The sequence below is a fragment of the Acinetobacter sp. ANC 7912 genome (assembly GCF_039862785.1).
Lineage (GTDB): Bacteria > Pseudomonadota > Gammaproteobacteria > Pseudomonadales > Moraxellaceae > Acinetobacter > Acinetobacter thermotolerans.
On the sequence record NZ_CP156795.1, the window covers coordinates 1,869,694 to 1,882,658 of the forward strand.

The 12,965-nt window shown below is 43.2% G+C and carries 9 protein-coding genes and 2 pseudogenes; 4 read left to right on the forward strand and 7 right to left on the reverse strand.

Annotated elements, in window-relative coordinates:
- Window positions 1-12: 12 nt before the first annotated feature.
- A complete protein-coding gene (locus tag ABEF84_RS09235; protein ID WP_034583128.1) occupies window positions 13-462 on the forward strand; it encodes a thioesterase family protein in 450 nt (149 codons plus the stop codon).
- A gap of 2 nt (window positions 463-464) precedes the next feature.
- Here the strand turns inward: ABEF84_RS09235 and dnaX are convergent, their stop codons facing one another.
- The 3 genes from dnaX to tnpA form a co-directional block, all read right to left on the reverse strand.
- Window positions 465-2,573: a DNA polymerase III subunit gamma/tau gene (gene dnaX / locus ABEF84_RS09240; RefSeq protein WP_034583130.1), complete on the reverse strand. Its 2,109-nt coding sequence runs from the start codon at window positions 2,571-2,573 to the stop codon at window positions 465-467.
- Between the two features lie 75 nt (window positions 2,574-2,648).
- Window positions 2,649-2,819, reverse strand: a complete 171-nt coding sequence (locus ABEF84_RS09245; protein ID WP_161788372.1) for a hypothetical protein — start codon at window positions 2,817-2,819, stop codon at window positions 2,649-2,651.
- Window positions 2,820-2,970: 151 nt separating this feature from the next.
- Window positions 2,971-3,384 (reverse strand): IS200/IS605 family transposase, encoded by a 414-nt coding sequence (gene tnpA, locus ABEF84_RS09250; RefSeq protein ID WP_075167884.1) that lies wholly within the window; start codon window positions 3,382-3,384, stop codon window positions 2,971-2,973.
- A gap of 20 nt (window positions 3,385-3,404) precedes the next feature.
- Between tnpA and ABEF84_RS09255 the strand changes: the two are divergent.
- Window positions 3,405-4,462: pseudogene (locus ABEF84_RS09255) on the forward strand (RNA-guided endonuclease InsQ/TnpB family protein).
- A 348-nt stretch (window positions 4,463-4,810) separates the two neighbouring features.
- Here ABEF84_RS09255 and ABEF84_RS09260 read toward each other — a convergent pair.
- Window positions 4,811-5,772: pseudogene (locus ABEF84_RS09260) on the reverse strand (IS30-like element IS18 family transposase).
- A 383-nt stretch (window positions 5,773-6,155) separates the two neighbouring features.
- On the opposite strand from ABEF84_RS09260, the gene ABEF84_RS09265 reads away from it, so the two are divergent.
- Window positions 6,156-7,142: an IS5-like element ISAba12 family transposase gene (locus tag ABEF84_RS09265; RefSeq protein ID WP_347473657.1), complete on the forward strand. Its 987-nt coding sequence runs from the start codon at window positions 6,156-6,158 to the stop codon at window positions 7,140-7,142.
- 212 nt (window positions 7,143-7,354) lie between these two features.
- On the opposite strand, the gene ABEF84_RS09275 is transcribed toward ABEF84_RS09265, so the two are convergent.
- From ABEF84_RS09275 to ABEF84_RS09285, 3 genes are all read right to left on the reverse strand, one after another.
- Entirely contained in the window at window positions 7,355-8,608 is a 1,254-nt protein-coding gene (locus ABEF84_RS09275; RefSeq protein WP_034587089.1) for a serine hydrolase, read from the reverse strand.
- Between the two features lie 95 nt (window positions 8,609-8,703).
- Complete coding sequence (locus ABEF84_RS09280; RefSeq protein WP_034587090.1) at window positions 8,704-9,558, reverse strand: MaoC/PaaZ C-terminal domain-containing protein; 855 nt, start codon at window positions 9,556-9,558, stop codon at window positions 8,704-8,706.
- Between the two features lie 224 nt (window positions 9,559-9,782).
- Window positions 9,783-11,174, reverse strand: a complete 1,392-nt coding sequence (locus ABEF84_RS09285; protein ID WP_034587092.1) for a 3-oxoacyl-ACP reductase — start codon at window positions 11,172-11,174, stop codon at window positions 9,783-9,785.
- Window positions 11,175-11,416: 242 nt separating this feature from the next.
- Here ABEF84_RS09285 and ABEF84_RS09290 point away from each other — a divergent pair, with 242 nt between their 5' ends.
- Window positions 11,417-12,934 carry an acetyl-CoA C-acetyltransferase gene (locus ABEF84_RS09290; protein ID WP_034587094.1) on the forward strand — a complete coding sequence of 506 codons (1,518 nt, stop codon included), beginning with the start codon at window positions 11,417-11,419 and terminating at the stop codon, window positions 12,932-12,934.
- The last annotated feature ends 31 nt before the right edge of the window (window positions 12,935-12,965 follow it).

Consider the following 12,965-nt stretch of genomic DNA (forward strand, 5'->3'; position numbering starts at 1 on the left):
ATAAGAAATTTTATGACAAAAACTGCCATTAAAACCCGTGACCAATATCCATTTTTCCTGAGCATTCAGACCCGCTGGGCGGACAATGACTTATATGGACATGTCAATAATGTCACTTATTACAGCTATTTTGATACCGCAGCGAATGCCCTACTGATTCAACATGCTGGCTTTAATCCGCATACGGCACAACAGATTGGTCTGGTCGTCAACTCAAACTGCCAGTTTAATCAGGAGCTTTCTTATCCTGAAGTGATTGAAGTTGGTGTCAGTATTGCCAGAATGGGGACTTCCTCCTTGACCTATGACTTAGCGATTTTTAGGCAAGGTCAGAATCAGGCTGCTGCTCAGGGCAGTTTTGTACATGTCTTTGTCGATCGCCAGACACGAAAAAGCACCCCGATTCCAGATGAAATGCGGGATGCTTTATGTCCGTTCCTTAGTATAGCTTGCCAAGCCTAAACTTATTTCAGCTGGATATTTTTTAGCTCACCATCAAAGTTTTTAAGCAAGTCCTGAACAGCAGGCTCAGCATGCAATAATTCTTCAGCACGTTTAAAAGCACGTGCTTTGCGTTCATGCTGCAAGGTATACGGCGTCAGTTCATTCACGTCTTCAAATTTGACTTTGAAATGGGTATTCGGCCATTGCTGCTGAATCGCCTGTTCAAGTACATGCTGCAACTGAGTCAGTAGTGGCTGATACTGTTCCGGAATATGGAAGACCGATTCGCCATCAATTTGGCCGGTCATGATGCCGTACTGAGCCAGTTCCTGTACTGCTGGTGATAGCTGGCTGTTACGGAACCAGAATTCCCATTTCTCTACTGTCCACTCACCCTGCATGTCCTGTACTGGAATCTGCAAAATATCCTGCGGCATCAGGTTACGATCTGTGGATTGATCAATATTTGCTGTTTGAGATTGCACAGTGGCAGCCTGAACCACAGCTCCTGGCTGGGTTTCAACTGTTGTATTTTCAACAGATTCTTGCTCAGTCGCTGATTCAGACAAGCTAAACTCGGGTTCAGGCTGTGCTACTGCAGGTACTGAATTCTGCTCTTCAGGCAGATATTCTTCTAACAGGAAATCATCACTGCTAGCTTCAGTAGTTGCCGCAGGCTCTACCGGCACATCATCAAAACCAAACAAGCCATCTTCTACACTTGGATCAAACACGATCTGATCTGAGACAGGCTGTTCTACAGGTGCCGATTCAGACTGTGCTACTGGTGCTGCAGTTGAATCTGGTTGTTCTTCATCCAGAAAATCATCAGAAGAGGGTTCGGACGGTGCAGATGCCGGACTGTAATCCGATTCATCTTCATAGCCATCATCTAGCGGAAATTCTTCTACAACAGCTGATTGTGGTGTTGGCGTAGGTTTCTGCTGTGGCACAACATTGGATTGTGGCGCTGTATTTTGCTGCGGAATGACTTGCGGTGCTGCTTGCTGAACCTGCACCGTACTAACTGGGATCTCATTCGGCTGCAATGGACGGAATGCCAGCAGACGCAGCACAGTCATTTCAAAGCCCTGCTCCTGCGTAACTGCCATTTGCAGATCAGCACGCCCCTTACAGGCAATCTGGTAATACAGCTGCAGATCTTGTGGTGAAATTAATCCAGACAACTGCATGATTTTCTGGTTAATCTCAGCACTATATTTCAAGCTTAAATCTGGCAGGTACTGTAACAGTGCCAGCTCATGCAAAGTCGAGATCAGCTGATCCAGTACTAGTGAAACATCCAGTGCTTGCTGACGGAACTGCAGCAACAGTTCACTGACACGGGCTTTCTGGTTCTGGTGAATAGCCAGAATCAGGTCATAGATAATGGTCCGGTCAATCAGACCGAGCATATCCTTGACATCTTGATGCTGGATTGCACCCTGACCATAGGCAATCGCCTGATCAGTCAGAGACAAGGCATCACGCAAAGAACCTTGAGCAGATTCGGCAATTTGCCAGATAGCATCTTGATCAGCCTGAATACTTTCTTTTTGCAGGATATTGGTCAGATGTTCGGTAATTTCATCAACCGCCAGCGGACGCAAGGTAAATTGCAGACAGCGAGAAATCACGGTAATTGGCAGCTTTTGCGGATCGGTCGTGGCAAACAGGAACTTCACATGTTCAGGCGGTTCTTCCAGTGTCTTGAGCAAGGCATTGAAAGAGTGCGTAGAAAGCATATGCACTTCGTCAATCAGGTAAACCTTGAAGCGTCCTTGGGTGGGTGCATACGGAACATTATCTAAAAGTTCACGTGTATCTTCCACCTTGGTACGTGATGCCGCATCGATCTCAATCAGGTCAATAAAACGGCCTTCATTCACCGCAGTACAGGTTGCACAGACTTCACATGGGGTCGAAGTGACACCGGTTTCACAGTTCAGACATTTGGCAAGAATACGTGCAATGGTCGTTTTACCCACACCGCGCGTGCCCGTAAACAGATAGGCGTGGTGCAGACGGCCACGTTCCAATGCGCTGGTTAAGGCACGAGAAACATGGTTTTGACCCACCAATTCATTAAAATTACGAGGACGATATTTTCGCGCAAGTACCTGATACATGTATGCTCCTTTTTACAGGTCTAAGCATACTGTTTTTTTGATAAATAGTGAATGAAATAGTTAGTTTAGAAGATTTTATTCAATCTTATCAATTTGATTTAATTCAACTATCTTAAAGCTATTCGTTCCATTTTTATGCCTTTCAATGAGAATAGCATTTGTTTTTCCTAATTCTAAAAGTTGATAGTTCGCATTTTGTTTATTAGCTACTGAAAAACTCACTTTTGGTAATTTATCAATCTCCATATATTTTAGCTCCCCCACAATGAGAGCTCCTGTAAATAGAGCAACCAGTAGAACACCAATTTTATCCCTTTAGCCGTAAAACCTCGCCCTTCAGGGCGGGGATATAAGGCTGCAATCCGCTAGTCCCCCTTGTGGGGATTAGCTAGGATTGCTAATGCGGTGTTTGCTGTTGTTGGATATATTGTTTAATAATCCCAATGGGAGCACCTCCACACGATGCAGCGAAATAACTAGGCGACCACAAAGCATTCCCCCATAATTTGTTTTTAATTTCAGGGTGTTTAGTTCTTAAAATACGACTAGATGCACCTTTTAGGCTGTTAACCAAGCTAGAAATAGCTACTTTTGGTGGATAGTTCACAAGTAAATGAACATGATCATGCTCACCATCAAATTCTACCAACTTAGCTTCAAAGTCTAAGCAAATGCGCTTGAATACTTCATTCATAGTTTCGAGCATAGCTTTGGTAAAAACATCTCTACGATATTTAGCCACAAAGACTAAATGAACGTGCATATTAAAAACACAGTGACGACCTGTTCTAATCTCTTGACTATTATCCATAGACCAAATATATTTTAGTGATGAAGACACTTAAATTACGCATAAAAGACAAACATTGCAAGGTGCTAGACCAATTGGCATCTGAAGTTAATTTTGTCTGGAACTATGTCAATGATTTGTGTTTTAAACACTTGCAAAGAAAACAACAATTCTTTTCAGCTTACGATATTGCTAAATACACGAAAGGTACATCAAAAGAGTGCAATTTGCACAGCCAAACCATACAGGCAGTTGCGGAAGAATTAGTTACTCGAAGAAAGCAATTTAAAAAAGCCAAGCTAAAATGGCGTGTCAGTAACAAAAAAATGCTAGACGTTCTCTCGGTTGGATTCCATTTAAAAAAGTGGCGGTGAAATATGCCGATGGGTATGTCCAATACGGCAAGCATCAATTCAAGCTATGGGACAGTTACGGACTAAGTAAATACAATGTTAAAACAGGCTCGTTTGTCGAGGATAGCCGAGGGCGTTGGTATGTATGTCTTGTGGTTGATTCAATTAAAACAGAGAAAACCACCGCTAAAACTTCAATTGGCATTGATCTAGGACTCAAAGACCTTGCGACTTGCTCAGATGGTGTAAAGTTCAAAGCGCCTAAAATCTATCGTCAATATGAACAAAAACTTGGTATTGCTCAAAGAGCAAGAAATAAAAAACGTGTCAAAGCGATTCATGCCAAGATCAAAAATCTACGTCAAAATATGCTGCATCAATTCAGTCATAAACTGGTGAATGAACATGCAGCCATCTTCGTTGGTAATGTGAATGCCAAAGCATTGGCACAGACAAAATTAGCTAAGTCTGTACTCGATGCAGGTTGGACGACCTTAAGAACCATGCTCAAGTATAAATGCGAGAACGCAGGGGTATGGTATGAAGAAGTCAATGAAGCCTATACCACCCAAACTTGCTCGTGCTGCGGCTCACGCTCCAGTAGTCTGAAAGGTAGAGCAGGACTTGGAATAAGAGAATGGCAGTGTGTGGAGTGCGGTACATTCCACGATAGAGATATAAACTCAGCACTGAATATTCTTGCGCTCGGACATGGGCGTCTCGCAGGAGGAATCTCCGTCCTTTAGGTCGGAGAGGATGTCAAAATTCTTATCTAATGTTTTATCTGTTGTTAAAGATAAAATTGTCCCTACTATTGCCCCAAATATAAAAGCGGCTACAAGTGAAATTTTCAAATTCAACTTGAATAAAGTGCTTCCAAATGAACTGAAAATAATACAAATAAAAACCAATAAATATCTTTCATATTTTTTCCGATTATTTATAAGTAAGTTATGAATTTCCTCTGTATTTTTATATCTAATTTTATTCTTCAATCTTATTTTCTTAGTCACTGTTCGATAAATTAACTCAGCAAATTTTACTAAAGCAAAAATAACTAAAATAAAGATTACTACTTTTAAAATATGGCGGATTCAAGCGGCAAGTGCAACAGTATAAAAACCAGCCATAACTTCACTCGGTGTATACCAACCTAGCGTTTTTCTAGGACGATGGTTGAGTGCAAATTCTATCTGCTCTATTTGTTCGTTTGACACGTCATCAAACGATGATGATTTTGGCAGATATTGACGGATTAAACCATTCGTATTTTCATTTCTAGCTCGCTGAATAGACTTGTAAGGATCAGCAAAATACGTCTCTATCCCGGCATCAGTAATTCTTTTGTGTTCGGAAAATTCTTTACCATTATCAAATGTCACACTATAAGCATGGCTCATTCGTAAACGATCTAACGCACAAGTAATCGTTTGAGAGGATGCTCTCGTTGATCCTAAATGAACAATATGTACATACAGGCTCTTTCGATCAACAAGGGTTAATAAAGCACCTTTATGATGTTTACCAATCACCGTGTCACCTTCGAAATCTCCTAAACGTTGTCGTTGATCAATGACCTGGTCTCGACAGTGAATACTTGTTTTATCAATGATTTGCCCCTACGATCCGTGTTTTTGTAACCTCGTTTTCGATATTTCTTCTGATGCCTTAAGTGTAGATGGAGTTTACCGCCTTTTGATTTATCTTGATAAATGTACTGGTAAATCCACTCATGTGAAGGTACATCCAGCCAACCGCGTTGTGTTAAAGCACCTGAAATTTGTTCTGGTGACCAGTCCAAGCCAATTAAATAATCAATATAGGCGAAGGCAAATGCTGTCATTGATGAGGAAGGACGGTACCGTCTTTGACTTGCAAATTTAGCTGCCTGTTGAGCCCTATATCCACGTTGCCCAGTATTTCTTTTTAATTCACGGTAGATGGTTGATCGTGAACGCCCTAACTCCCGAGCAAGGTTAGCGATTGAGCTTTTACTTTTCAAAGTAGCATAAATTTCGTATCTTTCATCTTGAGAAAGTTGGGTGTATTTCTTCATTGTGTGCTTTCCAATTGCGAGTTGAAAAAGTCTAATGATTCTATGAATACACCTAACTTTTTCAACTAACTACAAATGTGTCGCACTTGGGATTTGAATCTGCGTATCAAAAAAATAAATTGAAGGAGGGATTAATGACATGATCCATATAGCATCTAAGCGAAAGTAAAAATAAGATTTAGTAATTACACAAATTATACCGCCAAAAATGTTATTAAAGTCATGAATTCTGTAAGCGTTAACTCTTTAAATTTCATACTTCTTTTGACATATATTATTACTATAAAGATAAGATCATCATAAACAAAATTAAATTATTAAATATTAACGGCTTTGTTGCACAAACCTATCTGTAAAGGCTTTTTCAGCGATATAATTTTCAAATGAAGAAGCCTACACACAAAATCTACCGCACAACCAATTGGCCCGCATATAACCGAGCACTCATGAGTCGCGGAAATATTGCCATTTGGTTTGATCCTGCTACGCAATGGTATGCGCCATCAAAAGGCAAACAAGGGCGAAATCAAACCTACTCCGACGCAGCCATCCAGTGCTGCTTAATGATTAAATCCTTATTCCGTCTGTCTTTACGTATGGTTACTGGCTTTGTGCAAAGTCTGATTAAACTTTGCGGATTAAATTGGATAGCTCCAGATTACACCACGCTTTGTAGAAGACAAAAGCATATTGATATTGTAATCAGCTACCAAAAAAGTAGCGATGGGCTGCATCTACTCATGGACTCTACAGGCATGAAGTTTCTAGGTGAGGGCGAATGGAAACGCAAGAAACATGGACCTGAATATCGTCGCCAATGGCGTAAACTTCATATTGGTATAGATGCTAAAACCCTACAAATACGAGCAGTTCAGCTTACAACCAATAATGTCAGTGATTCACAGGTGCTTGGTGATTTACTTAATCAGATTCCACAAGATGAGCAGATTAACTCTGTTTATACCGATGGAGCTTATGACACCAAGCAATGCCGTCAGGTCATTGCAGATCGGCAAGCGCATGCGGTGATTCCACCTAGAAAAAATGCGAAACCATGGAAAGATACAAAGAGTAGCTCGCTAGAGCGAAATGAATTACTTCGAACAATTAAACGTTTAGGCAGGACACTATGGAAAAAATGGTCAGGCTATCATCGGCGAAGTTTGGTTGAAACTAAGATGCATTGCATCAAATTATTAGGAGATAAACTCAGTGCAAGGAGTTTTGATAGCCAAGTGAATGAGATCCATGCACGTGTAGCAGTCCTTAACAGATTTACGGAATTAGGTCGACCACTTACCCGTTTCACTGCCATTCCCGGACAGTCATCACAACGTGACAGGCCCCCCATACAAGGCGTCGTGCCCTGATATTCACCTGCCCAGGCTGTTTGCATAGCCTTAACTTCTGCAGCAGTTTGCGTTTTAGCTTTGGAGTGATCCTGACAACCTACCAATACAGCCGTTGCCACCAGCGGAATCAAAATAACCTGTTTCATGACTCGAGATTCAGCAGTTTGATGTGCGGCAACATAACATAGCCCTGACGGCTTGATAAGATGCGCTGATCTGCTGTTACGATTTTAAAACCAACCTTTGCGGCCTTTTCGGATCTGATCAGCACAACGTAAAGCTTCCTGAGTCAGCCCCCACAATCGGTAATCGCCCGTAATCGAAGCAGTCGGGAAATTATGGGTATAGGCAAAACTTAGATTTCGTTCTGGATCACACCAGGCACCTGAACCATTAAAACCGATATGGCCAAAACCTTTGCTGGATTTCCCCAGAGTCAGAATACGATGATAGCCTAATCGCCAGTGCATCGGTAAAGGCATGATCCGGTCACGATGGGTATATTGCACTGTGCTTAAACGTTGAAAAATATCTTGTGAAATCAGTTGCTGTCCTTGCCATTGGCCTTGCTGTACCAGCATGGCATAGACTTTTGCCAGACTGTTCGCCGTAAATACACCCGTTGCAGCAGGTATAATGGCTTTCAGCCCTTCATCACTAAAGAAATTCAGATGCTTCATGCCTTTGGGAATCATGGCATCCTGAAAATCCTGTGGATTCTGCCCACTCCACTGTAAAGCTCGTTCCATCAGATTCGGTTTTCTTGCTCTCGGCTGAGTCTTTTCTGCTCGTGGTTGGGTATCTGTTTTCTTACGATGAATTGGTCGCGCTACACGTGAAAGCTTATGTTCAGGCACACCAAAATAAGCGCCATCCAGCTGTAATGGCTGTACCAGATATTCGTTCATCAATTCAGCTAGCGTATTGCCTGTGGCTTTTTCCAATGCACCGCCCACCTGCCAACCAAAGGTCAAGGGCTGATAAGCCGCAGCTGTACCCAGTTCAAAACGTGGTTTGGCTGCAGCAATCCGTTCCAGCATATGCGACCAGTCCAGCATTTCCCGGGCATTATCAATAATGTTACGAATATCATAAAGACCACTTTGATGGCTGAGCATATGGGCCAGCGTGATTTTATCTTTACCCTGCTGAGCAAACTCTGGCCAGTATTCGGCTACAGGCGTGTCATAGCTGATTAATCCACGACTCACCAGAATATGTACCAACGTCGCGAGTACACCTTTCCCGGTGGAATAACATACCGACAGCGTATCCGGCTGCCAGGCTTCCAATTCTGACTTCTTGCCGGTATAGATATCCAGCACCTTTTTACCCTGATGGTAGACCACTAATGCTGCACCACCCTGTCCGGCACGGGCATCCTGAAAACGGCTAAAGTGCACCGCCAGATCATGAAAACGCGGATGCACATAGCCTTGATAATTATTAGCTTTGGCTGTCAGAAATTCTTTAATCGGTTTCATATGTCCTTCCTTGGCCCATGTTGTAACTGAAATCGAATATTTAGCAGAAATCCAAATAAAAAAGCCTAAATCAAGTTTAGGCTTTTTTTAAATATTTAAAGTGCCTTGATGCTTCCCGAAACATGCGGTTTCTGGCTTTTCGAGTTACGGATTAGAAACTCAGTATCATTGCCTGATTCTTCGGTCAGGAATTGTACTTTAGATGGCAGATACATCGGTAACTTGAACCAGACATCTGCTTCATAAGCATCTGGTAAAGTCAGGCTTGCCAAAGCTCTTGCCTTACTCCACATGCCGTGTGCAATCGCCTGTTTGAAACCAAAGGCTTTTGCCGTAATCGCATGAATATGGATCAAGTTAAAGTCACCTGAAGACATGGCATAGCGACGGCCAGTATTTTCAGACACATCCCATTCTGCATTGACTTCATAATTTGGTGTTTTTGTCTCTGCAGCTTTAGGTGCAGCCTTGCCATCGGTTTTCTGACGTGACAGGTAAGTGGTCAATGCCTCAACCACAACCTCATCACCCACTTTAACCGTAGTAATAAAATCAAACTGAACACCTTTATCATGTGGCTGCAATTCACCAAACTTGCAAGACAAGATCAGCTGTTCATTTACCCCAACCTTACGGTATTGCTTGATCTGGTTACGGATATGCACCAGACCTAAAATCGGAAATGGAAAAGCTTCAGAGGTCATCATGTGCATCTGCAGGCTTTGTGATAGCACCGCCAGATAGATCGCCGGGATATAGCCATTATTCTTGAAGCCACAAACAGCGTTATAAGACTTTAAATGCTTTTGGTCGACCTTGAATGAATCCACCACATATTCAACTTGCGGCAGAACTTTTTCACCCTTTGGCTTTTTCGCAATCAAGCCTTGAATGATTTTTGGATAAGCAAGATACGGCTTTGGAAGTTGACTAAAATGGCGAGTATTCATACTGAACCTTTGAAAACATTATCTTTATAAAGTTTCCTCACCTGAGCATACTTCAATCATCCTAGCCATGTGAAGTGCCGATGAGGATTTGAGAATTTTGATTTTTCTCTTTTTTAATCCCCCTAAATCCCCCTTTATGAAAGGGGGACTTCTCCTCTCTGAGCAAGTTTTAAAGCACTGCTTTAAAACGAAGCGCAAGAAAGGAAAGTTGGGGAGAGATTCTATTAAGCCCCTAACAGACTCTGACCACAAACACGAACCACGTTGCCATTCAAGCCTGAAGAAGCAGTTGCTGCAAACATGGCTATCGTTTCAGCCACATCCACTGGCAAGCCACCTTGACTCATAGAGTTCATACGGCGACCTGCTTCACGAATGGTGAACGGAATTGCTGCGGTCATTTGGGTTTCGATGAAACCAGGAGCCACAGCATTGATGGTGATACCATTAGTCAGTGTAGGTGCTGTATATTTCACAATACCAATCACACCCGCTTTAGACGCTGCATAGTTGGTTTGACCCAGGTTACCGGCAATACCTGAGATTGAAGATACGCAGACAATACGGCCATTAGTATTCAGACCATCGTTATTCAGCAGATAATCATTGACGCGCTCAATTGCTGACAGGTTGATGTTGATCACCAGATCCCACAACTCAGGCTTCATGTTCGCCAAAGTCTTGTCACGAGTAATACCTGCGTTGTGTACGATAATATCCAGACCGCCCTGTTCAACCGCAGCCGCTTTGATTTTCTCGCCTGCATCAGCGGCAGTAATGTCGATTGCCAGTGTTGAACCACCAATCTCACCCGCTACACGATCCAGATCAGATTGCTGTTGTGGAACGTCCAGACAGATCACATGTGCACCATCACGTGCCAGTACATGAGCAATCGCTTCACCAATACCACGGCTTGCACCAGTCACTACCGCAGTTTTTCCAGCAAGCGGTTTTGTCCAGTCCACATTGAATAATTCTGCTTTAGAAACACGGATCACCTGACCAGACACATAAGCAGAACGTGGAGAAATTGCAAAACGTAGTGCAGATTCAAGATTTGCTTCAGCACCATTGTCCACATAGATCAGGTTGGCTGCGATACCTTTCTTAAATTCTTTACCAACAGATTTGATAAAGCCTTCCAGTGCGCGTTGTGCGATCGCCTGTTTCACGGAAGTTGCTGAATCCGGGTTAATGCCCACAATTACCACACGGCCAGATGCCTGAATTTGACGTGCGATTGGATGGAAGAAGTCATAAACGGCTTTCAGGTCATCTGAGTTTTGGATACCAGACGCATCGAAAAGCGCAACCTTGAACTTAGACTCTTTGTCGCCCTCATTGAATGCACCCAGATTCAGGCCGACTTTCGCTGCTGCCTGTTGCAGCTCAGCATTATTCCCCGCATAGCTGTTAGCATGGATGTTTGCCAAAACTTTTGCAATTGAACCGGTCAAGGTACTGCCAGGTGCAGCACCGAATAAAACTGCGCCTTTTACAACAGGAGTTGCAGACTCATAGCGCTCAAGAAAAGTTGGGGATGGAAGACCCAGGTTTTTAATGACAAATTTACCAATAGGAGACTTTGCAAATGCTTGGTACTGGTCAGTCATGATTATTATCTCTCAATACAAATTAGTTTTTGGATCAATTTAAGTTATCCTTTAACTTCAACATGATGTCAGATACTTATATTTCAATAGATCCATCAGATTTCGGGTCAATAATACTTGAGATAATAGGGAGATGACTTGACCTAAGCGCAGTCTGTAATGTCATTCTAGTCAATACAGCCTATAGCCTTCTATGCTAATGTAGCTGCCAAGAAGATGATCTATTTGCCTGGTAAAGCCTTATGAGCAAAACAACTCAAGAAAATCCAGCGGTCGAGAATCCTGCAGCAGACAGCGTGTCAAAAGCATCAACTACACGCAAGCGCACCAGCAAAACTGCAAGTGCAGCAACTTCTGCAGAAAAAACACCGGCGAAAAGCACGCGCACCCGTGCCGCGTCTACTCGTACGGACAAAACGACTTCAACAAATAAAACCTCAACTTTAAAAACACAAACTTCTGTTCAACAGGATCAAAACATGAGCCAAAATACAGTTCGCCGCGTTGCTATTATCGGTGGTAACCGCATTCCATTTGCACGTTCTAACGGTGTTTACTTTACGGCATCCAATACTGATATGTTCACCGCAGCCCTGAATGGCCTGATTGAACGCTTTAACCTGCAAGGTCAACGCTTGGGTGAAGTGGTTGCTGGCGCGGTACTAAAACACAGCCGTGACTTCAATATGACCCGTGAGTGCGTATTGAATACTGCTCTTGCACCTGAAACTCCTGCTTATGACATTCAGCAAGCATGTGGTACTGGTCTGCAAGCAGCTTTCCAGGTCGCGAATAAAATCGCTTTAGGTCAAATTGAAGTGGGGATCGCGGGCGGTGTAGATACGACTTCTGACGCACCAATCGCTTTCGGTGATGGCTTACGTAAAGCCCTGCTAGAACTGAACATCGCAAAAACAGCGAAAGACCGCCTGAAAGCACTGACCAAAATCAATGTCAAAGACCTGATGGATGCACCGAAAAATGGTGAGCCACGTACTGGCCTGTCTATGGGTGACCACCAGGCGATCACTGCTCTGGAATGGGGTATTTCCCGTGAAGCACAGGACGAACTGGCAGCATCTTCACACCAGAAAATGGCAGCGGCTTATGAAGAAGGCTTCTTTGATGACCTGATCACCCCATTCCTAGGCTTGGATCGTGACAACAATCTGCGTCCAGATTCTTCAGTTGAAAAACTGGCCAAACTGAAACCAGTGTTTGGTAAAGGCGATGCGCGTACCATGACTGCGGGTAACTCAACTCCTCTGACTGATGGTGCATCTTGTGTGCTGTTAGCTTCTGAAGAATGGGCAAAAGCCAATGGTCATGAAGTGTTGGCTTACCTGACATTCCAGGAAACCGCAGCAGTTGACTTCGTAGAGAAAAAAGAAGGTCTGTTGATGGCGCCAGCTTATGCAGTACCTCGTATGCTGGAACGTGCGGGTCTCAAACTTCAGGACTTCGACTTCTATGAAATTCATGAAGCATTTGCTTCTCAGGTACTGTCTACCCTGAAAGCTTGGGAAGATCCAAAATTCTGTAAAGAACGTTTAGGTCTGGATGCACCACTGGGTTCTATTGACCGCGCCAAACTGAACGTAAAAGGTTCTTCACTGGCTGCAGGTCACCCGTTTGCGGCAACCGGAGGTCGTATCATCGCGACAGCTGCAAAACTGATTAATCAGAAAGGTTCAGGTCGTGCGCTGATTTCAATCTGTGCTGCTGGTGGTCAAGGTGTAACTGCAATTATCGAAAAATAATTGTTGATAAAGCCTATAAAAAAGCACCTCT